Origin of the sequence: Flaviramulus aquimarinus (assembly GCF_039543205.1) — a bacterium.
Lineage (GTDB): Bacteria > Bacteroidota > Bacteroidia > Flavobacteriales > Flavobacteriaceae > Flaviramulus_B > Flaviramulus_B aquimarinus.
The window spans coordinates 39,267-62,614 of the sequence record NZ_BAABJH010000007.1; the positions used below are offsets into that span (position 1 = coordinate 39,267).

General features: G+C 33.2%; 20 protein-coding genes and 5 tRNA genes. 23 read left to right on the forward strand and 2 right to left on the reverse strand.

Annotated features, from left to right (window positions below; genetic code table 11):
• Positions 1 to 5: 5 nt before the first annotated feature.
• Positions 6 to 2,657, forward strand: a complete 2,652-nt coding sequence (locus ABD941_RS13440) for a helix-turn-helix and ligand-binding sensor domain-containing protein (RefSeq protein ID WP_345274663.1) — start codon at positions 6 to 8, stop codon at positions 2,655 to 2,657.
• Between the two features lie 564 nt (positions 2,658 to 3,221).
• On the opposite strand, the gene ABD941_RS13445 is transcribed toward ABD941_RS13440, so the two are convergent.
• Together ABD941_RS13445 and ABD941_RS13450 are read right to left on the reverse strand one after the other, a co-directional pair.
• Positions 3,222 to 5,171 (reverse strand): glycosyl hydrolase family 16, encoded by a 1,950-nt coding sequence (locus tag ABD941_RS13445; protein WP_345274664.1) that lies wholly within the window; start codon positions 5,169 to 5,171, stop codon positions 3,222 to 3,224.
• A 406-nt stretch (positions 5,172 to 5,577) separates the two neighbouring features.
• Positions 5,578 to 5,973: a DUF2721 domain-containing protein gene (locus tag ABD941_RS13450; RefSeq protein ID WP_345274665.1), complete on the reverse strand. Its 396-nt coding sequence runs from the start codon at positions 5,971 to 5,973 to the stop codon at positions 5,578 to 5,580.
• An 83-nt stretch (positions 5,974 to 6,056) separates the two neighbouring features.
• Between ABD941_RS13450 and ABD941_RS13455 the strand changes: the two genes are divergently transcribed.
• The 22 genes from ABD941_RS13455 to rpoB all read left to right on the forward strand — a co-directional run bounded on the left by ABD941_RS13455 (position 6,057) and on the right by rpoB (position 23,332).
• The gene (locus ABD941_RS13455) at positions 6,057 to 7,337 is read left to right on the forward strand and encodes a DUF2851 family protein (RefSeq protein ID WP_345274666.1); all 1,281 of its coding nucleotides are present in this window, start codon (positions 6,057 to 6,059) and stop codon (positions 7,335 to 7,337) included.
• Positions 7,338 to 7,399: 62 nt separating this feature from the next.
• On the forward strand, positions 7,400 to 7,627 hold the full coding sequence (locus ABD941_RS13460) for a PspC domain-containing protein (RefSeq protein ID WP_345274667.1): 228 nt from the start codon (positions 7,400 to 7,402) through the stop codon (positions 7,625 to 7,627).
• Positions 7,624 to 8,643 (forward strand): potassium channel family protein, encoded by a 1,020-nt coding sequence (locus tag ABD941_RS13465; RefSeq protein WP_345274668.1) that lies wholly within the window; start codon positions 7,624 to 7,626, stop codon positions 8,641 to 8,643. Before ABD941_RS13460 ends, ABD941_RS13465 begins: the two co-directional genes overlap by 4 nt.
• A gap of 107 nt (positions 8,644 to 8,750) precedes the next feature.
• Positions 8,751 to 10,355, forward strand: coding sequence for an alanine/glycine:cation symporter family protein (locus ABD941_RS13470; protein WP_345274669.1), 1,605 nt, complete (start codon positions 8,751 to 8,753; stop codon positions 10,353 to 10,355).
• Between the two features lie 9 nt (positions 10,356 to 10,364).
• Positions 10,365 to 11,258, forward strand: a complete 894-nt coding sequence (locus ABD941_RS13475) for a ComEA family DNA-binding protein (RefSeq protein WP_345274670.1) — start codon at positions 10,365 to 10,367, stop codon at positions 11,256 to 11,258.
• Positions 11,259 to 11,326: 68 nt separating this feature from the next.
• The gene (locus ABD941_RS13480) at positions 11,327 to 12,496 is read left to right on the forward strand and encodes an acyl-CoA dehydrogenase family protein (protein WP_345274671.1); all 1,170 of its coding nucleotides are present in this window, start codon (positions 11,327 to 11,329) and stop codon (positions 12,494 to 12,496) included.
• Between the two features lie 143 nt (positions 12,497 to 12,639).
• Positions 12,640 to 12,834 (forward strand): 30S ribosomal protein S21, encoded by a 195-nt coding sequence (gene rpsU, locus ABD941_RS13485; RefSeq protein ID WP_345274672.1) that lies wholly within the window; start codon positions 12,640 to 12,642, stop codon positions 12,832 to 12,834.
• Between the two features lie 239 nt (positions 12,835 to 13,073).
• On the forward strand, positions 13,074 to 13,964 hold the full coding sequence (locus tag ABD941_RS13490; RefSeq protein ID WP_345274673.1) for a tyrosine-type recombinase/integrase: 891 nt from the start codon (positions 13,074 to 13,076) through the stop codon (positions 13,962 to 13,964).
• A gap of 32 nt (positions 13,965 to 13,996) precedes the next feature.
• The gene (gene hpf, locus ABD941_RS13495) at positions 13,997 to 14,299 is read left to right on the forward strand and encodes a ribosome hibernation-promoting factor, HPF/YfiA family (RefSeq protein WP_345274674.1); all 303 of its coding nucleotides are present in this window, start codon (positions 13,997 to 13,999) and stop codon (positions 14,297 to 14,299) included.
• A 102-nt stretch (positions 14,300 to 14,401) separates the two neighbouring features.
• Positions 14,402 to 14,475: transfer RNA gene (locus tag ABD941_RS13500), tRNA-Thr, on the forward strand.
• A gap of 32 nt (positions 14,476 to 14,507) precedes the next feature.
• A tRNA-Tyr gene (locus ABD941_RS13505) sits at positions 14,508 to 14,589 on the forward strand.
• 116 nt (positions 14,590 to 14,705) lie between these two features.
• Positions 14,706 to 14,778 (forward strand) — tRNA-Gly (locus tag ABD941_RS13510).
• 73 nt (positions 14,779 to 14,851) lie between these two features.
• Positions 14,852 to 14,923 (forward strand) — tRNA-Thr (locus tag ABD941_RS13515).
• Between the two features lie 71 nt (positions 14,924 to 14,994).
• On the forward strand, positions 14,995 to 16,182 hold the full coding sequence (tuf, locus tag ABD941_RS13520) for an elongation factor Tu (protein ID WP_345274675.1): 1,188 nt from the start codon (positions 14,995 to 14,997) through the stop codon (positions 16,180 to 16,182).
• Between the two features lie 64 nt (positions 16,183 to 16,246).
• Positions 16,247 to 16,319 (forward strand) — tRNA-Trp (locus tag ABD941_RS13525).
• A 45-nt stretch (positions 16,320 to 16,364) separates the two neighbouring features.
• Complete coding sequence (gene secE, locus ABD941_RS13530) at positions 16,365 to 16,562, forward strand: preprotein translocase subunit SecE (protein WP_298346448.1); 198 nt, start codon at positions 16,365 to 16,367, stop codon at positions 16,560 to 16,562.
• An 11-nt stretch (positions 16,563 to 16,573) separates the two neighbouring features.
• Positions 16,574 to 17,128 (forward strand): transcription termination/antitermination protein NusG, encoded by a 555-nt coding sequence (gene nusG / locus ABD941_RS13535; protein ID WP_345274676.1) that lies wholly within the window; start codon positions 16,574 to 16,576, stop codon positions 17,126 to 17,128.
• Between the two features lie 71 nt (positions 17,129 to 17,199).
• Complete coding sequence (gene rplK, locus ABD941_RS13540) at positions 17,200 to 17,637, forward strand: 50S ribosomal protein L11 (protein WP_099562916.1); 438 nt, start codon at positions 17,200 to 17,202, stop codon at positions 17,635 to 17,637.
• Between the two features lie 20 nt (positions 17,638 to 17,657).
• Positions 17,658 to 18,347: a 50S ribosomal protein L1 gene (rplA, locus tag ABD941_RS13545; RefSeq protein ID WP_345274677.1), complete on the forward strand. Its 690-nt coding sequence runs from the start codon at positions 17,658 to 17,660 to the stop codon at positions 18,345 to 18,347.
• Between the two features lie 20 nt (positions 18,348 to 18,367).
• Positions 18,368 to 18,889 (forward strand): 50S ribosomal protein L10, encoded by a 522-nt coding sequence (rplJ, locus tag ABD941_RS13550; RefSeq protein WP_345274678.1) that lies wholly within the window; start codon positions 18,368 to 18,370, stop codon positions 18,887 to 18,889.
• Positions 18,890 to 18,951: 62 nt separating this feature from the next.
• Positions 18,952 to 19,326, forward strand: a complete 375-nt coding sequence (rplL, locus tag ABD941_RS13555) for a 50S ribosomal protein L7/L12 (protein ID WP_300248778.1) — start codon at positions 18,952 to 18,954, stop codon at positions 19,324 to 19,326.
• Positions 19,327 to 19,519: 193 nt separating this feature from the next.
• Positions 19,520 to 23,332, forward strand: coding sequence for a DNA-directed RNA polymerase subunit beta (rpoB, locus tag ABD941_RS13560; RefSeq protein WP_345274679.1), 3,813 nt, complete (start codon positions 19,520 to 19,522; stop codon positions 23,330 to 23,332).
• Positions 23,333 to 23,348: the final 16 nt, after the last annotated feature.

Below are 23,348 nucleotides of genomic sequence, written 5' to 3' on the forward strand. Positions count from 1 at the left end.
GCAGTATGCGTAAGCTATTTTTTGTGTTATTTCTTCTAATGAGTTGGTCTTATACTTTTTCTCAAAAAGGTTTACCAAATGGTATTAATTATGATAAGAATGACTATGGTGCAGGAAGGCAGAATTGGGATATTGATATTGATGAAGATGGCATAGTTTATTTTGGAAATTCTAACGGGTTGCTTTATAATGTTTTTGGCGATTGGGGACTAAAAACGATGACCGAGCCTGGGGATGTTAGGGCAGTTTTTGTGCATAACGACACCATATGGTGTGGGGGTAATGAGATTGGTTATTTTACGAAATTAAATGGAGACTACAAGTTTACAAGTCTTGGAAAAACGACTGGAGGACCAGTTTGGAATATTGAAGCTCTTGAAGATCATATTGTTTATCAATGTGAAAATCAAATTATTTACTACAACACAAATAATCAATCATTACATTACGAAAACTATTCAAAAATAGGTTCTATAGCAAAATGGGATACTGTTATTTGGATGGTTTTGAATGACGGTATATTAGGTTATTTAGAAAATTTGAGGTTTATATCTATAGGCACATTTAGTGAACTTAAGAATAGAGAGGTTAGAAAAATGTTTATTTATAATGACCTCTTGTATTTTGTCATGCTAGATGGCGAATTACTTAATTTTAATGGAACAAACATAAATAATGTTTTGCTTTCTGAAACCTTGCGAGGTAAGAGCTTGTTTACTGGAAACATATATAGCGACTCTTCATTTTGTTTAGGAACAGTTGCTGATGGCTTTGTGCAGATTGATGATAATGGTACTATTTTAAAGCATATAAATTCTGAAGTGGGGTTATTAGATGACACTGTTTTATCTATGATGACTGACAAAGAGGGCAATATATGGTTGGGGTTAGATTACGGTATTGCTAAAATAGATATTGAAAGCCCCATAAATTCTATTTTTAATAGTGCAGCTACTTATGATTTAATAGATTATAAAAACCATACTTATTTAGCAACCAACAAAGGGCTTTTTGTTTCGTCTAAAGATGGATTTAAGTTTGTAGAGAATACTGGTGGACAAGTATGGAAATTAAGAGTGATTAATAATGATTTATATGTTTGTCATAATAATGGCCTGTTTAAATTAGAAAATGACCAACTTAAGCAAGTAGAGTTCTTTACTGGTTTTATTGATATAGCTCATTTTGAAGCTACAGATTATTACCTTTTTTCAACATATATTGGTCTCATTTTGGTTAAAAGAGAAGGCGATCAGTTTATTAGTTTAAGGAAACTTAATCTTTGGTATCCGAAATTAGTATATGATAAGACTAATAATTGTATATGGGCTGAGATAAAAGATGATAAAATTTATAAATTATCTTTAAAAGAGAATTTTGAAATACTTCAGCAAGATTTTCCAGATATAAAAAAGGTTTTTGATACTGATAAAGGCGTGTTTTTTAGCAATGACAAAGAGATTTTAAAATATAAAAACCATCAATTTTCAAAAGTAACACAAAGCTTATTAGATGAGGTTGAAGGAGTGATTAAAAGCTTGAATATCAGTACTGACGGGAGGGCGATAGCTTATGTGCAAAATGATAAAATTAGGCATCAGGTATTACTGTCAGATGGTAATGTTCATTCTTTTGATGCGTCTTTGGAAATATTAAGTGATAATTTAATTAAGAATTCAGAATTTATAAAAATTAAAAATGATAAGCTGTTTATTGCTGAGGATAGAGGTGTTAAAACTTTCGATTATAATTATAAATACAACTTCAAGAAAAATAATAATCCTATAATATCTACGGCTACCATACTTAATGATAGTAATAAAAAATACTATTTTCCGTACTCAAAAGGCGGTATTTTTTTAAATTCTGGAAACAAAGACATTAATTTTAATTTCAATATTAATAAAACTGCTTTTGATTATGTAGAATATCGTTATCGTTTATTGCCTAAAGAAGAAACATGGACAAAGTGGGATGCAAACGCGCAAAGTGCATTATACACACAGCTAAAAGGAGGGAGGTATACTTTGCAACTTCAAAGTCGTTTGAATGGTGGGGAAACTAAGGAAACATTTTTAAAATTTACAATAGAAAAACTTTGGCATCAAACGGGGTTAATTATTATCCCAATTGCTCTCATTGTCTTGGTTTGGCTATTTGGAGTTGTAATTATTATGTCTCGAATTAATCGTAAAAAGCTAATTAAACAAGAGCGTGTATATAAGCAACAAAATATGCAAAAAACATTAGCAATGAAAAATGAACAATTGCTACAGTATACAGAAATTATAAGTCATAAAAATGAGTTTTTAAATAGAATTAAATTAGGCTTAGAAAAGATAAACGACCCAAAAATTAAAAGGTGGGTTAATACAATATCTAAGGAAGTAAATAATGAAAAGAAAGAATTTTTGTTTCATAAATTGTTTTCAGAAGTCCATCAAGATTTTATCTCAAGAATAACTAAAACCTACCCTTCTATTACATCCAATGATGTGCGTATGTTATCTTATATACGTATTAATTTGGACAAAATAGAAATTTCTAATCTCATGAACATCTCTCCAAGGAGTATAGATATGAGTAGGTATCGAATTAGAAAGAAGTTAAAGCTAGCAAAAGGAACAGATTTAAATCAATTTGTTAGAGAGTTTTAAAGTATAAATAGCTGTAATTTTATATTTGGTAGTAAAGGCTTAATGTATCCTATGGATAATGGATATAGGTAAGTTGTGATCGATCTTTTGCTTTTCGTTATATATACTAACTATTCTCAATATTACTAATATGATACTCTAAAGCTTTAACCAAGATTTGATTTTCTTTTATTAAAAGGGCTAATGAAATAATCAATAAAATAAGTGCTAATCCAAAAATCTAATCGCGATGATGAGTTGTTGTGTATAAATTAACAACAACCCGTAAGTGTTTTAATTTCATGCTTATGAGCAGCATTTAGTAAATTCATAGTATTCTTAACATTGGTACCCCAAAACCTAATAGTGTTAACACTTGAAACTAAAATAGGTGTTATGGTTTTGTATATCATAATCATGTCCAAATGTCGCTACTTTAATCTCAAAGGGATTCCCATTCATTAGTAATGCCCAAGTATTATCTGTTTTTTTACAGTTATTTGCGCTTGTATACTAAGGTTAACAAAACCTAGATAAACAGGGTTTTTAATCTAATTGTTTTTTTTATTCTAAATTTCTATTTTCTTAATTTGTGTAAAAGTATATGTTGTCAACAAAAAGTGTTCCCGTAAAATCAGGAGTGCTAGCACCGTTTTCAATTATAATTCTACCTATATGGCTTCTCTGTGGCGCACCGTTAAAATCGGCCAATGGAATATCATAGCTCTTCCATTGGTTTTGTTCTAGACCTTCTAAAACAATAGAAGATTCAGCAAAAGTAGATCCATTTTCACCATAATCCTTTAAAGTAATTCTCATGTCATTATTAACAGGAGACCAAACATCGATATGCATCGTGTCTGCCATTGAAATGTCTAAAGTGTTAGGTGCAAATTCTTGTTCAATAAAGTTTAAATTTAAGTATTCTAAAACATTATTATCCGCTATGTTTTTTATGGTTAAAGTAGCGCCAAGAGGTGTAAAGTTTAATGATTCATTAGGTACATCTGTATACGCATCACTAAAAATTGAAATCACATTATTTGTAACTTCATCTTCAGTTGGTGCCTCAGGTGCATCTTCAGGCGCTGCTTTAGGGCCTTCTATGCCATTATCATAAAAATAAATATTGTCTAAGTAAAAATTTCCTAGTTGAGAATCATTTACGTTTTCATAAATAATCAATGCCATATTGCTTCTGTCACCTAGAGTTATAGGAATATCTAGTGTGCTCCATGTGTTAGCCTCAAAATCTGAAGCTTTAAAGAATGCTCGTTGTCTAGTGTCATCACCTCCTCCATTAACGCCATCTGGGCCAAAGCTTACGAGCGAAACTAAAAAATCTAAATTTGAAGGAATTTCACCAGGAATGAACATGTTAAAGTGTAAATTGGAGTAATTAGTGGCATCTATAGTTGGGTTTGCAAATTGATTCCCCACAAAATTGAAATTGGTGTAATTGAGGATATTGTCACCATTAACAGAAAAGTCATCAGATTCCGTTGTTTGCCAAGGTTCCCAATAGCCATTATAGAAATCTACTGGAGCATTTGTGTAATAATCGCTAAAAACAGAAATGACACTGTCTGGATCTCTTGTTGGAGTAGGGGCAAATAAGAAGTCGCCTTCAGCCTCAATAGTTAGAGATCCTTGAGCTTCAAAAGTTCCTAAAGATGCTGTAATCACAGCTGATCCTTCGCTATTTATGGTAGCTACACCAAGATCGTTAACAGAGGCAACAACATCATCCGAAGAACTGAATGTAAAATAAGCTGGCGTTAAGCCAATAGTTTGACTCGTTCCATTAGGAAGGCTATATGATGCTCCTAGTCCTGTAAGTGCTATTTCAACAGCATTAAACCCTGTAGTGGTTTCATCATTCCCATTTAATATTAAGGGTTGGCCATGAGCAATGGTTCCCAATTTTTCAAACTGCAGTTCATCTATCCAAAACGTATAACCCTCGCCTTCTTCAGCACCTTCAAAATAATAGAATAAACCTTGTTCCGCTGTTAATTTTGATGCGTCAGGAATAGGAATATAATATTTTTTCCAATTTGAATTAACGGCTACATTTTTTAACGATACTCTGTATACACTGCCTTGATCTGGGTTTAAACCAAAACCAACTTCATCAATTTCTGCTGATTGTGAAGCTTTAGCCCAAAATGTTAATGCGTCAAATCCAGATAAATCACGACCGCCAGCATAAAAAGAAGATCCATCAGCATTTTGCCCGCCAGTATAAAAGTTGCCACCAGCAAAACTACCAGTTTCACCTTCAGCAGGAACGGCAAACCTCATAGAGGCCGTTCCTTTATATGTAACCTGATTATCAACTTCAAAATTAAAAATATCTCCAAAAGCGTCGAATTGCATCCCGCCGCTAAAGCCATCAAGAAATACTTCTGATGTGGCAGGAAATGAAGCTGGCACTGCATCGTCTGAAATATCTCTTTCACAGCTTAAGACTATCATAAAACCGATACTTAACAAGCCTATCGTTTTTGCGTAATTATTTTTTATATTTTTCATTTTCCAATATTAATGTCAATAAAATTTTGAATAAAAATAGCCTTTTAAAAACTCCAAGTCAATATATGCACCTCAACAAAAAATATACAAGGCATAACGGTCTTGCTTGTTTTAAAAGTATTTGATTGTTAACTGGTATTAATAGTGATGTTTTTTTTTTATTAAGTTGGCCAAAAATTGAGCCTATTCATCTGCATTTAGTGGTATTGTATAGGTGGGAAAAGGGTGTTTTGTGTAAAAAAAATTAAAACCATCACAAGCAGTGTGTTTATTTTGGAAATTCTAATAAGTTACTTTATGGTGTTTACGAAGATTGGGGTTTTAAAGTATAATGTAAAAAACATTAATTGAGTTGTTAACAATAATTAGTTTTTTATGCTCAGAGAATTGCTTGTTGTTATACCTATTAGTTATTTTCAATATCACTAATATGATGCTCTAAAGCTTTTACAGAAATTTGTATTTCCCAAACTAATAATATTAAGGACATAATTAATAAAATAAGTGCTAAGCCAAATACCCAAACCGCAATGGCATGCTGTTCTATATAAATTAAAAACATCGTAAAAACACAGAGTAGCAAGCTGGAAATTCCAAAAACTTGCATGGAACGTGTTAGGTAAAGGCGTTGTTTAATGTTTTTTATTTGAGCAATTAAAACGCTATCTTTTTTTTGAAGATATTTGTCATGCAAATTTCTAATAACCGCCGCATAGGCCAAAAACCTATTGGTGTATGCTAGCATAATTAATGATATTGCTGAAAATAAAAGTGCTGGTGTTGTAAGGGTAAGTTCTTCCATGAAGTTTTATCTTTTAATTAGGCTAAATTATAAATTCTGTTTTGGAATTTGGTATTTTTAAATTGAAATTTTATCTTTCAGCTATGCAAGAAGACTTCCTACATTATATTTGGAAATATAAAAAATTTGAGATTGCTAATTTAAAAACAACAACAGGGCAGTCCATTTTGGTTAACCATGTTGGGCAACATAATTTTAATTCAGGACCAGATTTTTTTAATGCAAAGCTTAAAATAGAAGAACAGCTTTGGGCTGGAAACGTAGAAATTCATGTGAAAGCTTCTGATTGGTTTTTGCATAACCATGAACAAGATAAAGCTTATGATAACATCATTTTACATGTGGTTTGGGAACATGACACCGATGTTTTTAGAAAAAATAATACATCAATACCAACATTACAGCTTAAAGATTTTATAGAAGAGACACTTTTTAATAATTACGAAAAGTTGTTTTCTAAACAAAGCAAATGGATTAATTGCGAAAATGATTTTGCTTTAGTAGACAATTTTGTTTTAAGTAATTGGTTAGAACGCTTATATTTTGAGCGTTTAGAACGAAAATCGAAGACTATAGAAACGCTTTTACAAGAATCAAAAAACGATTGGGAAGCCGTTTTGTTTATAATGCTGGCTAAAAATTTTGGATTAAATGTAAATGGCGAATCCTTTTTTAGTTTAGCAAAATCCATCGATTTTTCAATCCTAAGAAAAACACAATCCGATCAGCAAATTTTAGAAGCTTTATTGTTTGGACAAGCAGGTTTCTTGGATCAAGATATAGAAGAAACATATTATCTAAGTTTAGTAAACGAGTATTCATTTTTAAAACAAAAATTCAAACTAGAAAACCATCAAGTGCTACCCATTCAGTTTTTTAGATTACGACCACCAAATTTTCCAACAATCAGATTATCGCAATTGGCGAGTTTATACTATGAGCACCAAAACCTGTTTTCAAGAGTTATTGAAACCAATGCCTTAGATGATTTTTATGAACTTTTCAAGGTGTCGACTTCAGCGTTTTGGAAAACACACTACACCTTTCAAAAGGAATCAAAGGCATCAGTAAAAACAACTACAAAACCATTTGTGGGCTTATTACTAATAAATACGATACTTCCTATAAAGTTTTGTTATGCCAAACAAAAAGGAGAAGATGTAAATATCGATATCATAAAATTAGCATACGCGATTCATTCAGAAAAAAACAGCATTATCAAAGCGTTTAATGATTTAAAGAAAGTGTCTAAATCGGCATTAGATTCGCAGGCGCTCATTCAACTAAAAACAGAATACTGTGATAAAAATAAATGCCTACAATGTACAATAGGTAATACCGTTCTAAACAAACAAATTATATAGTTTATTTTGAATGATTATTAGTATAAGCTTTTAAACTAAAAAAGGAAATGTTAAATTGCAACATGAAAACGATTTACAAGCCATTATTATTTTTTCAAAAACACGGGTATTATGTATGTCAGCGTATTGCCGATCGTTTAGGTATACGCGCTAAAGTGGTGCGTACATCGTTTATGTACTTAACGTTTGTAACCGTGGGTTTTGGTTTTGCACTATATCTGTTTTTGGCTTTCTGGATGCGTATAAAAGATTTGGTTTACACAAAACGCTCATCTGTTTTTGATTTATGAATCCATTAATAAAATTTTTTAGAACCAAAATTTATACAGCCGTTTTTCTGTTGGTTGTTATTATGCTTATTGGTGTTTCAGGGTATAAAATGATTGCTGGTTATTCATGGGTTGATGCCTTTTATATGACTGTTATTACTATGACAACAGTTGGTTTTGGTGAAGTGGTTCCGCTTGATGATCAATCTAAAATTTTCACCATATTTTTAATTTTGGCAAGTGTAGTTATTGTGGGTTACGCACTTTCTATAATAACAGAGTATATTTTAAGTAAAGACCATATTGAAGAATTAAAACATAAGAAGATGCAAAAACAAATAGATAGTTTTAAAGACCATATCGTTATTTGTGGTTATGGTAGAAATGGTAAGCAGGCGGTAAAAAAACTAATGGCTTACAATAAACAATTTGTTGTTATTGAGAAAAACAAAGAAATGGAAGAGCGTTTCCAGATTGATGGTGTACCGTATGTTATTGGAAATGCTAATGAAGATGAAACGCTAGTTCAAGCTGGTGTAGACCGTGCATCATGTTTTATTTCGGCATTACCAAATGACGCTGACAATTTATTCGTGGTGCTTTCTGCAAGACAATTAAGTAAATCAATTAATATTATTAGCCGTGCATCTCAAGAATCATCATATAAAAAATTAAAATTTGCTGGAGCCAACAATGTTATTTTGCCGGATAATATAGGTGGAGACCACATGGCATCTTTAGTAGTCGTTCCTGGGTTAATGGAATTTATAGATAATTTATCAATAGTTGGTAAATCAAATATCAATATTGAGGAAGTTGCTGTTGAAAAACTATTTAATACAAATAAAGGCAGGACTATTAAGGATTTAGATTTACGTAAAAAAACGGGCTGCTCGGTTATTGGTTATAAAAATGAAAATGGGGAATATCTTGTAAATCCAGGGGCAGAATTAGAGTTGGCACCAAATTCAAGAATCATTGTTTTGGGAAGACCAGAACAAATAGAAGCCTTAAATTCTGAATACGATATCGATTAAGTAATCTGCTATTTTAACAAGCTTTGTTTTAAAAAATCAATTATTTTTAGCATCTTGCTAGCTTTTAATACGAATCTTTCAACAAACACTAACCAATAGAATTTCTTATGAGGAAATATGTTCTTTCAATTTTAGCTTTAATAATGCCATTTTTAACTTTTGCTCAAGAAGCAGCAGAAATGGGAATCGATGAAAAAATAGATAAAGTTTTTGGAGATGCAACAGGATGGTTTGTAAGTGCTATTTTTTATCAAATACCATTTACAGACGAAATAAGTGTGTATTGGGTGCTGTTTCCCCTAATTATTGGAGCTACCTATTTTACATTTTATTTCAATCTTATAAATTTTAGAGGCTTTTGGACATCCATTAATATTGTTAGAGGAAAGTATGATGATTTGGAAGACAGAGTAGATCATAAAGTAGAGATTTCAAAATCAGAATTTACAGATGAAGAAGATAATCCAGATACCATAAGAATAGAAGGACATGAAGGGGAAGTTACGCATTTTCAGGCCTTAACAGCGGCTTTGTCTGCAACAGTTGGTTTAGGGAATATAGCAGGTGTTGCTATAGCGGTTTCTATAGGTGGAGCAGGCGCTACATTTTGGATGATTGTAGCCGGTCTTATAGGTATGGCGTCTAAATTTGTAGAATGTACTTTAGGTGTAAAATACAGAGATATTGAAGCAGATGGAACCGTTTACGGTGGCCCAATGTACTACTTAACAAAAGGGTTAAAGTCGAAAGGTTTAGAAGGGCTAGGGAAAATTTTAGCTGTTTTATTCGCCATTTTTGTTATTGGAGGTTCCTTTGGTGGAGGTAATATGTTTCAGGTAAATCAAGCCTTTCAATTGGTTGAGAATATAACAGGAGGATCAGAATCCTTTATACATGGAAAAGGCTGGCTATTTGGATTAGTAATGGCTATTCTGGTTGGTATTGTTATTATTGGCGGCATTAAAAAAATAGCTAAAGTTACAGATAAGATTGTGCCATTTATGGTTGTTATTTATGTTGCAGCTTCCTTATTCGTAATATTTGCAAATTACACAATGATTGGCGATGCGTTTGTTCAAATTTTTAATGGTGCATTTAGTCCAGAAGGTGTTGCAGGTGGAGCAATGGGAGTTTTGGTGCAAGGATTTAGGCGTGCGGCATTTTCGAATGAAGCAGGCGTTGGTTCAGCATCAATAGCACATTCGGCTGTAAAAACTAAATACGCTGCAAGTGAGGGTATGGTGGCATTATTAGAGCCATTCATTGATACGGTTGTGGTTTGTACTATGACAGCTTTAGTGCTTATTATTACTGGGAATGTTACTGCGGAAAACGCCTCTTTAAACGATGCACAAGCTATTTTATTAACATCTGGTGCTTTTGAATCGGTTATTTCCTGGTTTCCATATGTGCTTACAATTGCCGTAGTGCTATTTGCTTTTAGTACCATGATTTCTTGGTCATATTATGGTTTTCAAGGATGGGCATATTTATTTGGAAGAACTAAAAAAATGGAATACGCATACAAATTATTGTTCTGTATATTCGTAGTTATTGGTGCAGCGGCAAGTTTAGGCTCTGTTATTGGTTTTTCTGATGCCATGATATTTGCCATGATGGTTCCAAATATGATAGGATTGGTGTTATTAGCACCAAAAGTTAAAAAGGAACTAAAGAAGTATATGGATGCCATAAAAAGCCTTAAAGAATAAGAAAAAGTAATGAAAAATTTTAAATCCCATGTTACGTTTTCTACAGAACAACGACATGGGATTTTTTTATTATTGATATTGATTATTGTATGTCAATGTCTTTGTTTTTTTGTCGTCCCAATTGCTATTGGGACTTCTTCCGAAGATGTTCGAGTTAAAAAAAAAGACTTAGCAAAATTCACTAAAGAAATAGATTCACTTAAATTAGTTGAACTCGAGGCTAGAAAACCAAAAACATATCCTTTCAATCCAAATTATATAACAGATTTTAAAGGGGAGATATTAGGAATGACCAATGAAGAAATTGATAGGTTGTTAACTTATAGAAAACAAGGTAAATGGATTAATACCAGTAAACAATTTCAAGAGGTGACAAAAGTGTCAGATTCACTTTTAAATGTAATATCCCCTTATTTTAAATTCCCAGAATGGGAAACGCATTCAAAAACTAAAGAAATTTCAAGCTATTCATATATTAATGCGTCAAAGACAATTGAGCAAAAACAAGATTTAAACACAGCTACAGTAAAACAGCTTCAGGGTATAAATGGTATTGGTAAATACTATTCAGAGCGTATTGTAAAATTCAGAAACACATTTAAAGGGGGTTTTATTGCAGATGTTCAGCTTCAAGATGTATATGGTTTGACACCAGAAGTAATTGAAAAAATAACAAATGATTTCACGGTAAAAACGCCAAGAGTTATTCGAAAAATTAATATCAATACAGCTACGGTTGATGAGCTAGTAACCATCCAACACATAGACTACAATTTAGCCCATGATATTATTGAGAAACGACAATTGAGAGAGGGTTATAAATCTTTAGACGAATTAACAAAAGTAAAAGACTTTCCAGTAAATAAATTCAAGATAATTGAATTATATTTGTCACTCAATTGATATATCCTTAAATTTTGATTGATTTCAAGAAGATTAATTGAATAAATAAAGAGAAAAACGTTGCGTTTATGAATAATATGTACTTCACAGAAGAGCATAACCTTTTTAGAGAAAGCCTTCAAGATTTTTTAAAAAAAGAAGTAGTCCCACATATAGAAGAATGGGAGAAAAAAGGAAGCATTGATAGATTTATTTGGAAAAAATTTGGTGATATGGGTTTTTTCGGGATTAATTATCCAGAAGCTTATGGTGGATTAAATCTTGATCTTTTTTACACAGTTATATTGCAAGAAGAACTGCAAAAAATCAATTCAGGTGGATTTGCAGCGGCCATATGGGCGCATGTATATTTGTCAATGACACATCTTAATGCTGAAGGAAACGAAACCATTAAGCAAAACTATTTAGCGCCAAGTATTACTGGCGATAAAATAGGATGTTTGTGTATTACTGAGCCTTCAGGAGGTAGTGATGTTGCAAGTATGCGTACAACAGCTATTAAAAATGATGATGATTATTATATAATAAACGGATCTAAAACATTCATTACCAATGGGGTTTATAGTGATTATTTAGTAGTAGCTGCAAAAACAAATCCAGAATTGGGTAATAAAGGCATGAGTATTTTTGTAGTCGATCGCGATACGCCTGGTATTACAGCTACCAAATTAGATAAATTGGGGTGGCGTGCTTCAGATACCGCAGAGATAGCCTTTGATGATGTTAAAGTTCCTGTTACTAATCTTCTAGGAGAAGAAAACCAAGGATTTGCATATATTATGCAACACTTTTCGTTAGAGCGTTTAGTCATGGGAGTTAATGCCCATGCTAGAGCTGAATACGCTTTAGAGTATGCACTCAACTATATGTCCGAACGTTCCGCTTTTGGAAATGCTTTAGATAAATATCAAGCATTAAGACATAAGTTTGTAGACCTTTTTTCCGATATGGAAATTTGCAAGCAATTCAACTATTCAGTAGCATATCGGTTAAGTAAAGGTGAATATGTAGTGAAAGAGGCGTCCATATCTAAACTAAAGTCTACCAAAATGGCCGATGAGGTTATTTATGAATGTTTACAATTTTTAGGAGGCTATGGTTATATGGAAGATTATCCAATGGCTAGACTGTTACGCGATAGTAGGTTAGGACCTATTGGAGGCGGAACTTCAGAAATTCTTCGCGAAATACTTGCTAAAATGATTATAGATAAAAAAGAATATAAGCCAGCAACATAAGTTACATTTAAACATTTTAGATTTTACAATTAATTAGATGTATTTAATCACGTATTAAAAAAAACGTAAATCGTATTTGTAATTCCAAAATAGTATATATATTCGCATCCTGAAAATTCTAAAAGAGAGGAGGTTAAGATACTATGTTGATAATTCCAGTTAAAGAAGGAGAAAATATAGATAGAGCGTTAAAACGTTACAAACGTAAGTTTGTAAAAACTACAGTTAAAAACCAGTTGCAAGAACGTAAACAATATAACAAGCCTTCAGTTGTGCGTAGAGCAGAAGTTCAAAAAGCACAATATATCCAAACATTAAGAGATGCAGAAGAAGTATAGGTAATTACTTTTTTAAAATTCATACAATCCCGCTTTATGTACTGAACTTGTTTCAGTATCTAGCGGGTTTTTTATTTAGGAATTAGTTATAAATAGCGTTTTGTCATGTCGACAGAGCGAAGCATGAGCAACGAGACATCTAATAAAGATGAGATTCCTCTTCTTACCTCTTTCGGAAGGGCATAGTTCTTTCATCAAAATATTTTAAAATTTGTAACTTAGTACTCTCAAACCCAATTATGTCTTTTCAGCACTTTACAGATTACTTACTACTAGAAAAAAAATATTCAGTATTAACAGTAAAGGCCTATCAAAAGGACTTAGAGGCTTTTTTAGAATTTATTAAAAAAGAATACGAAACAAATTCAATTAATAAGGTTAACTATTCGCAAATAAGAAGCTGGATTGTTCTTTTAGTGGAAAGTGACATCTCAAACCGAAGTATAAATAGAAAAGTATCGGCATTAAATACCTATTATAAATTTCTTTTAAAAGTAGGTGATATTGATGTCAATCCTTTATCAAAACACAAGGCCTTAAAGATAAGTAAGAAAGTTCAAGTGCCATTTTCAGAAATAGAAATTAAAACAGTTTTAGATAATTTAAATTTTGGAGATGATTTCGAAAGTGTTCGAAATAAACTTATTATAGAACTGTTTTATTCAACAGGTATAAGAAGAATAGAACTTGTTGAGCTTAAACTAGCTAGTATTGATTTAGATAATAAAACCTTAAAAGTACTAGGTAAGAGAAATAAAGAGCGCATAGTTCCGTTGTTAGAAACCGTGTTGCAAACCATACGTAAGTATTTTAAAATAAGAGATAAATTAGAACCTGTTTTAGATACCGATTACCTCTTTTTGACGAAAAAAGGCGTTAAAATATACGAAACACTTGTTTACAGAATAATAAATGATTATTTTAGTTTGGCATCTACAAAAGTAAAGAAGAGTCCACATATACTTAGGCACTCTTTTGCAACACATTTGTTAAACCAAGGTGCCGATTTAAATGCTGTTAAAGAACTCCTAGGACATTCAAGTTTAGCTGCTACACAAGTTTATACACACAATAGTATAGCAGAATTAAAAAAAGTACATATAAGTGCACACCCCAGAAGTAAAAAATAGCATAAATTATTGTCTAACCAAAAAACAGAAGTATGAAAGTAAACACACAATCAGTTAATTTTAATGCCGATCAAAAGTTAATAGGTTTCATTCAGCAACGAATGGATAAATTAGATATGTTTTATGATAAAGTTATAAAATCTGATGTTTTTTTAAAAGTTGAAAATACAAGTAATAAAGAAAATAAAATATTTGAAGCAAGAGTGAGTGTTCCTGGAGATAGTTTCATTGTAAAAAAGCAATGTAAAAGTTTTGAAGAAGGAGTAGATATGGCCGTTGCATCATTAGAAAGACAGCTTAAAAAGAGAAAAGAAAAATTAAGAGCACATTTATAGTAAAATTTCTCAAAAAATGTTTTGAATAAAATAAAAAAACTATACATTTGCAGTCCGTTAGAAATAACGGGCTTTTTTTATGTGTCAAAAACATAGAAAAATGCCGATGTAGCTCAGCTGGCTAGAGCAGCTGATTTGTAATCAGCAGGTCGTGGGTTCGAGTCCCTCCATCGGCTCAAGTTCTTTAAAAAATTGAAATAAGTTAATTGGGGAGATACTCAAGCGGCCAACGAGGGCAGACTGTAAATCTGCTGACTACGTCTTCGCAGGTTCGAATCCTGCTCTCCCCACAAACTTTTTTAGTTTTTTTTAAAATATTGAAACCTTATTAAAAATGATAAATCACATTTTTTTTAATTCCATTTTTGGATTTAGAATTTGTTTTTTTGAAATTTTTAATAGAATTGCGAGAGTAGCTCAGTTGGTAGAGCGTCAGCCTTCCAAGCTGAATGTCGCCGGTTCGAACCCGGTCTCTCGCTCTAAAATAATTTACGAATTACGAATTTCGATTTGCGAATCGTAAATCAATTAATCGGCAATCGTAAATTAATTGCCGGTGTAGCTCAGGGGTAGAGCGTTTCCTTGGTAAGGAAGAGGTCACGAGTTCAAATCTCGTCATTGGCTCTATTTAGATACAACAAAAATTAGAATACACTAATATTATTATATAACTAAGATTAAAATTATTTAAAAACATGGCAAAGGCAACTTTCGATCGTTCAAAACCACACTTAAACATTGGTACAATTGGACACGTAGATCACGGTAAAACAACTTTAACTGCTGCTATTACTAAAGTATTAGCTGATGCAGGTTTATCTGAAGCAAGAGATTTCGATCAAATTGATAACGCTCCAGAAGAAAAAGAAAGAGGTATTACAATTAATACTTCACACGTAGAATATCAAACACAAAATCGTCACTATGCACACGTTGACTGTCCAGGTCACGCCGATTATGTAAAGAACATGGTAACTGGTGCAGCACAAATGGATGGTGCTATTTTAGTAGTTGCGGCTACAGATGGTCCAATGCCACAAACGCGTGAGCACATCTTATTAGGACGTCAGGTAGGTATTCCTCGTATCGTTGTATTCATGAACAAAGTGGATATGGTTGATGATGAAGAATTACTTGAATTAGTAGATATGGAAATCAGAGATTTATTATCTTTCTATGAGTACGATGGAGATAATGGACCTGTAATTGCTGGTTCTGCTTTAGGTGCACTTAACGGTGAGCAAAAGTGGGTTGATACAGTAATGGAATTAATGGAAGCATGTGATACTTGGATAGAAGAGCCATTAAGAGAAGTTGACAAAGATTTCTTAATGCCTATCGAGGATGTATTCTCTATTACAGGTCGTGGTACTGTAGCAACTGGTCGTATTGAAACTGGTATTGCTAACACAGGAGATCCTGTAGAGATTATTGGTATGGGTGCTGAGAAATTAACATCTACTATTACAGGTATTGAAATGTTCCGTCAAATATTAGATAGAGGTGAAGCTGGTGATAATGCTGGTATCTTATTAAGAGGTATTGAGAAATCTCAAATCTCTAGAGGTATGGTAATTTGTAAGCCAGGTTCTGTAACACCACATGCTAAATTTAAAGCTGAGGTTTATATCCTTAAAAAAGAAGAAGGTGGACGTCATACGCCATTCCATAATAACTACCGTCCACAGTTCTACGTTCGTACAACTGATGTAACTGGAAACATTGCGCTTCCTGATGGAGTAGAAATGGTTATGCCTGGTGATAACTTAACTATTACTGTTGAGTTAATTAACACTATTGCAATGAACGTAGGTTTACGTTTCGCTATCCGTGAAGGCGGTAGAACAGTAGGAGCAGGTCAGGTAACTGAGATATTAGACTAATATAGTTTAAATAAATAATAAGCTAAGGTATTTCGTTTTTTACGGAATACCTTGACTTATATTTACGGGTTTAGCTCAGTTGGTAGAGCACTGGTCTCCAAAACCAGGTGTCGGGAGTTCGAGTCTCTCAACCCGTGCAATACAAAATTGAGTGTCATTTAGATTTAAAAGAAAATAATAACATGGCTGGAATTGTAAATTATATAAAAGAATCATTCGGAGAACTAAAAAATAATGTGACATGGCCGACTTGGGCAGAAGCACAAAGTTTAACAGTTTTAGTTGCTGTATTTTCAATTATATTTTCCCTAGCTATCTGGGGAGTAGATACAGTATTCAGTAAAGTTATTGCGGCTTACTTTCAATGGATTAACGGTTAAAAAGAAATTTTATGTCTGAGGTAAGTGAAAAAAAATGGTATGTTGTTCGTGCTGTAAGTGGTCAAGAAAACAAAATCAAAGCCTATATAGAGAGAGAAATCGAACGACTAGGTTTACAAGATTATGTTGATCAAGTTTTAGTGCCAACAGAACGTGTCATACAAATCCGTAATGGAAAAAAGATACACAAAGAAAAAGTGTTTTTTCCAGGTTATATTATGGTTCAAGCCAATTTAACAGGTGAAGTTCCGCATATCATAAGATCAGTAACAAATGTTATTGGATTTTTAGGTGAAACTAAAGGCGGCGATCCTGTGCCATTAAGACAATCTGAAGTAAACAGAATGTTAGGTAAGGTTGATGAATTATCTGTAGAAGAAAGTGCCATAGTTGCAATTCCTTTTACTAAAGGAGAAACCGTTAAAGTAATTGATGGGCCTTTCAATGGATTTGATGGAACGATAGAAAAGATAAATGAAGAAAAGCGTAAACTTGAAGTTATGGTTAAGATTTTTGGAAGAAAAACACCATTAGAGTTAAGTTATATGCAAGTAGAAAAAGTATAATAGTGTTACATTAAGATAGATGAATCTTTCGCTTCCAAAAGAAAGATAACATCAAAATTAAATTATTAAAAATGGCAAAAGAATTAGGTAAAGTAGTTAAGTTACAAGTTCGGGGAGGTGCTGCGAATCCATCGCCACCGGTTGGACCCGCTTTAGGAGCTGCAGGTGTTAACATCATGGAGTTCTGTAAGCAATTCAATGCCAGAACCCAAGATAAACCAGGTAAAGTATTACCAGTGGTTATATCTGTTTACAAAGACAAATCATTTGACTTTGTAATCAAAACACCTCCAGCTGCAGTTCAATTATTGGAAGCAGCAAAGGTGAAGAAAGGGTCTGGAGAGCCAAACCGAAAAAAAGTAGCTAAAGTATCTTGGGATCAGGTTAAAACCATCGCAGAAGACAAAATGGTAGATTTAAATGCATTTACTACAGAGTCTGCTATGAGAATGGTTGCCGGTACAGCAAGATCGATGGGAATAACTGTAACAGGAAAATTTCCTTCTTAATCTATAAAAGACATTAGAAAATGGCAAGATTAACAAAAAAGCAAAAAGAGGCTTTAGCAAAAATTGAAAAAGGTAAAATTTATTCTGTTGATGAAGCATCAGCATTAATAAAAGAAATTACCAATACTAAGTTCGATTCATCAATTGATTTAGCAGTACGTTTAGGAGTAGATCCTCGTAAAGCTAATCAAATGGTAAGAGGTGTGGTTTCATTACCACATGGAACTGGTAAGGATATGAAAGTATTAGCATTAGTAACACCAGATAAAGAAGCCGAAGCAAAAGAAGCTGGAGCCGATTACGTAGGTTTAGACGAGTATCTTGATAAAATCAAGAGCGGATGGACAGATGTTGATGTTATTATTACAATGCCTAGTGTTATGGGTAAATTAGGTCCTTTAGGACGTGTATTAGGACCGAGAGGTTTAATGCCTAACCCAAAAACAGGTACGGTAACTATGGATGTTGCTAAAGCTGTAACAGAAGTAAAAGCTGGTAAAATTGACTTTAAAGTTGACAAAACCGGTATTGTACATGCTGCTATAGGAAAAGCATCATTTAGCGCTGATAAAATTGCAGGTAATGCAAATGAATTATTAACAACATTAATGAAACTAAAACCGACAACCGCTAAAGGTGTTTATGTAAAAAGCATATTTATGTCTTCTACAATGAGCCCAAGTTTAGCAATTGATCCTAAAATTGGTTAATTAAGTTAAAACTTTAAATTATGACAAGAGAAGAAAAATCACAAGTAATTGAGGACTTAACTGCAGAATTAGCTAATAATGCAAATATCTATTTAACAGATATTTCAGGATTAAATGCAGGAACTACCTCAGATTTACGTCGTGCTGCTTTTAAAGCAAACGTAAAAATGGCAGTTGTTAAAAATACATTACTTGAAAAAGCAATGGAAGCTTCAGATAGAGAATTTGGAGAGCTTCCTACAGTTTTAAAAGGAAATACATCTGTGATGTATTCTGAAACTGGTAATGTGCCAGCTAAGTTAATTAAAACCTTCCGTAAAAAATCTGAAAAGCCTTTATTAAAAGGAGCATTTATTGAGGAAGCCGTTTATATTGGCGATGAACAATTAGACATGTTAGTAGATATCAAATCTAAAGAAGAATTGATTGGAGAGATTGTTACGTTATTACAATCGCCTGCTAAAAATGTTATTTCAGCACTTAAATCAGGTGGTGGAACAATAGCTGGAATTATTAAAACACTATCCGAAAAAGAAGGATAGAATTAAATAGTACGCACTTTATTACAAATATATTATTACAAAATTATTAAAACGATAGAAAAATGGCAGATTTAAAAGATTTCGCAGAACAATTAGTTAACCTTACTGTAAAAGAAGTAAATGAGTTAGCAACTATATTAAAAGATGAGTACGGTATCGAGCCTGCTGCTGCTGCTGCAGTTGCTGTTGCTGGTCCTGCTGGTGGTGGAGAAGCTGAAGAAGCTCAAACTGAATTTGATGTTATCTTAAAAGCAGCAGGTGGTTCTAAATTAGCTGTTGTAAAATTAGTTAAAGAATTAACTGGTTTAGGTTTAAAAGAAGCTAAAGGTTTAGTTGATGATGCACCAAGTGCTATCAAAGAAGCTGTAACTAAAGATGAAGCTGAGGCTTTAAAAGCATCTTTAGAAGAAGCTGGAGCTGAGGTTGAGCTTAAGTAAGCTTTACTAATCAACAATACAAAGGTTTAGGTCTATCCCGCATTATGGCGGGATAACACCTAGACCATTTTGCGTATATAAACATATACACAAATAAATTGAAAAAACAGCATTCTAAATAGGTTAGAATTTCGCTGTTTACTAGTGTCCAAAGCACTATCAAAATATTTTTTAATCAAAATTCCGTCCATTGATGTTATCAACACAAGCTGAAAGATTAAATTTCTCGTCTATTGTAAATAAGACAGAATACCCAGATTTCTTGGATATTCAGATTAAATCCTTCCAGGATTTTTTCCAATTAGAAACAAAATCTGAAGAAAGAGGAGATGAAGGTTTATATAATACCTTTATGGAAAACTTTCCAATTACAGATTCACGTAATCAATTCGTTTTAGAGTTTTTAGATTACTTCGTCGATCCACCAAGATATGCTATTGAAGAGTGTATTGAAAGAGGATTAACTTATAGCGTTCCGCTAAAAGCAAGGTTAAAGTTATATTGTACAGACCCTGAACATGAGGATTTTGAAACCATTGTTCAAGATGTGTACTTAGGAACGATTCCTTACATGACACCTTCTGGTACATTTTGTATCAACGGTGCTGAGCGCGTTGTTGTTTCTCAATTACACCGTTCACCAGGAGTTTTCTTTGGTCAATCTTTTCATGCCAATGGAACAAAACTATATTCTGCTAGAGTAATTCCTTTTAAAGGATCTTGGATTGAGTTTGCTACAGACATCAATCAAGTGATGTATGCATACATTGATAGAAAAAAGAAGTTACCTGTAACAACCCTTTTCCGTGCTATTGGATTTGAACGTGATAAAGATATTTTAGAGATTTTTGACTTAGCTGAAGAAGTTAAAGTATCAAAATCTGGATTAAAAAAGTACTTAGGAAGAAAGTTAGCAGCACGTGTGTTAAATACATGGCATGAAGATTTTGTTGATGAAGATACTGGTGAGGTTGTATCTATTGAGCGTAATGAAATTGTGCTTGATCGTGATACGGTTTTAGATAAAGAAAATATAGAAGAAATTCTTGAAGTTGATGTTAAAACGATTCTTTTACATAAAGAAAGTACAGAGCAAGGCGATTACGCTATTATTCATAACACACTTCAAAAAGATCCAACAAACTCTGAGAAAGAGGCTGTTGAACATATATACAGACAATTACGTAATGCTGAGCCGCCAGATGAGGAAACAGCGCGTGGAATTATTGATAAATTATTCTTTAGTGACCAACGTTACTCTTTAGGAGAAGTTGGACGTTATAGAATGAACAAGAAATTACAGTTAGATATCGGAATGGATAAGCAAGTGCTTACCAAAGAAGATATCATTACTATCATAAAATATTTAATCGAGCTTATCAATTCAAAAGCAGAGATAGATGATATTGATCACTTATCTAACCGTCGTGTACGTACTGTTGGTGAACAATTGTCATCTCAATTTGGAGTTGGTTTAGCACGTATGGCACGTACCATTCGTGAGCGTATGAACGTTCGTGATAATGAGGTGTTTACACCAATAGATTTGATTAATGCAAAGACCTTATCGTCAGTTATTAATTCATTCTTTGGAACAAACCAGTTATCTCAATTTATGGATCAAACCAATCCATTAGCAGAAATTACGCATAAGCGTCGTTTATCTGCATTAGGACCTGGAGGTTTGTCAAGAGAAAGAGCTGGATTTGAGGTACGTGATGTTCACTATACACACTACGGACGTTTATGTCCTATTGAAACACCAGAAGGACCAAATATTGGTTTAATATCATCACTTTCCGTATTTGCTAAAGTGAATTCCATGGGATTCATCGAAACACCATACAGAAAAGTAACCGATGGTGTTGTTGATATTAAAAACGCACCAACCTATTTAAGTGCAGAAGAAGAGGAAGAAAAGTTAATTGCACAAGCAACGGTTGAAGTTGATGATAGTGGAAAGATTTTACATGATAAGGTAATTGCTAGAATGGAAGGCGACTTCCCTGTAATAGATCCTTCAGGATTACATTATACAGATGTAGCACCAAATCAAATATCATCTATATCAGCATCCTTAATTCCATTCTTAGAGCATGATGATGCCAATAGAGCCTTAATGGGATCAAATATGATGCGTCAAGCAGTTCCATTATTGTTGCCACAAGCACCAATTGTAGGTACAGGTTTAGAGCGTCAAGTTGCTTCAGATTCTCGTGTATTAATTAATGCAGAAGGCGATGGAGAAGTCTTATATGTTGATGCTAACGAAATAAAAATTAAGTACAAACGTACTGAAGATGAAGCAAAAGTAAGTTTTGATAGCGATATTAAAATCTATGAATTAGTAAAATTCAGAAAAACAAACCAAGGAACGTCTATTAATTTAAAGCCAATTGTGGTTAAAGGCGATAAAGTTGCTAAAGGTCAAGTTTTATGTGAAGGTTATGCCACTCAAAAAGGAGAACTTGCTTTAGGTAGAAATATGAAAGTAGCCTTTATGCCTTGGAAAGGATATAACTTTGAGGATGCGATTGTAATTTCTGAAAAAGTAGTTCGTGAAGATATTTTTACATCAATTCATATCGATGAATATTCTCTTGAAGTTAGAGATACAAAATTAGGTAATGAAGAATTAACTAACGACATCCCTAACGTTTCAGAAGAAGCTACTAAAGATTTAGATGAACACGGAATGATTCGTGTTGGTGCCGAGGTTAAGCCTGGCGATATCCTAATTGGTAAAATTACACCAAAAGGAGAATCTGACCCAACACCAGAAGAAAAATTATTACGTGCTATTTTCGGTGATAAAGCAGGAGATGTAAAAGATGCATCATTAAAAGCGTCGCCTTCATTACATGGTGTAGTTATCGAAAAGAAACTCTTTGCAAGAGCCGTAAAAGATAAACGTAAGAGAGCCCAAGATAAAGATGATATCTTACAATTAGAAGGAATCTATGATGCCAAGTTTGATGATTTAAAAGATGTTTTAATCGAAAAGCTTTTTGCTATAGTAAATGGAAAAACAGCTCAAGGTATTTTTAATGATTTAGGAGAAGAAGTTTTGCCAAAAGGTAAAAAATTCACACTTAAAATGTTAAATGCGGTTGATGATTATGCACATTTAGTTTCTGGAAAATGGACAACTGATAACCATACAAATCAACTTGTTGCTGATTTAATTCATAACTATAAAATTAAAGAAAACGATTTACAAGGCGCTTTACGTCGTGAAAAGTTCACCATTTCTGTAGGTGATGAGTTGCCATCAGGAATTATCAAACTAGCTAAAGTTTACATTGCTAAAAAGCGTAAACTTAAAGTAGGTGATAAAATGGCAGGACGTCACGGTAACAAAGGTATTGTTGCTAGAATCGTTCGTCAGGAAGATATGCCATTCTTAGAAGATGGAACGCCTGTAGATATTGTATTAAATCCACTTGGTGTACCATCTCGTATGAATATCGGTCAGATTTATGAAACTGTACTAGGATGGGCCGGACAAAAATTAGATCGTAAATATGCAACCCCTATTTTTGATGGTGCTACGATAGATCAAATTAACGGATTTACAGATGAAGCTGGAATTCCAAGATACGGACATACTTATTTATATGATGGTGGAACAGGTAAGCGTTTCGATCAACCAGCAACTGTTGGTGTGATTTATATGCTTAAACTAGGACACATGGTTGACGATAAAATGCATGCACGTTCTATTGGACCTTACTCATTAATCACACAACAACCTCTTGGTGGTAAAGCACAATTTGGTGGTCAGCGTTTTGGTGAGATGGAAGTATGGGCACTTGAAGCTTATGGAGCATCAAGTACTTTACGTGAGATTTTAACTGTAAAATCTGATGATGTTATTGGTAGAGCCAAAACTTACGAAGCAATCGTAAAAGGAGAACCAATGCCAGATCCAGGATTGCCAGAATCATTCAACGTACTTATGCACGAATTGAAAGGTTTAGGATTGGATATCAGATTAGAAGAGTAGTTAATTAATTAAAATC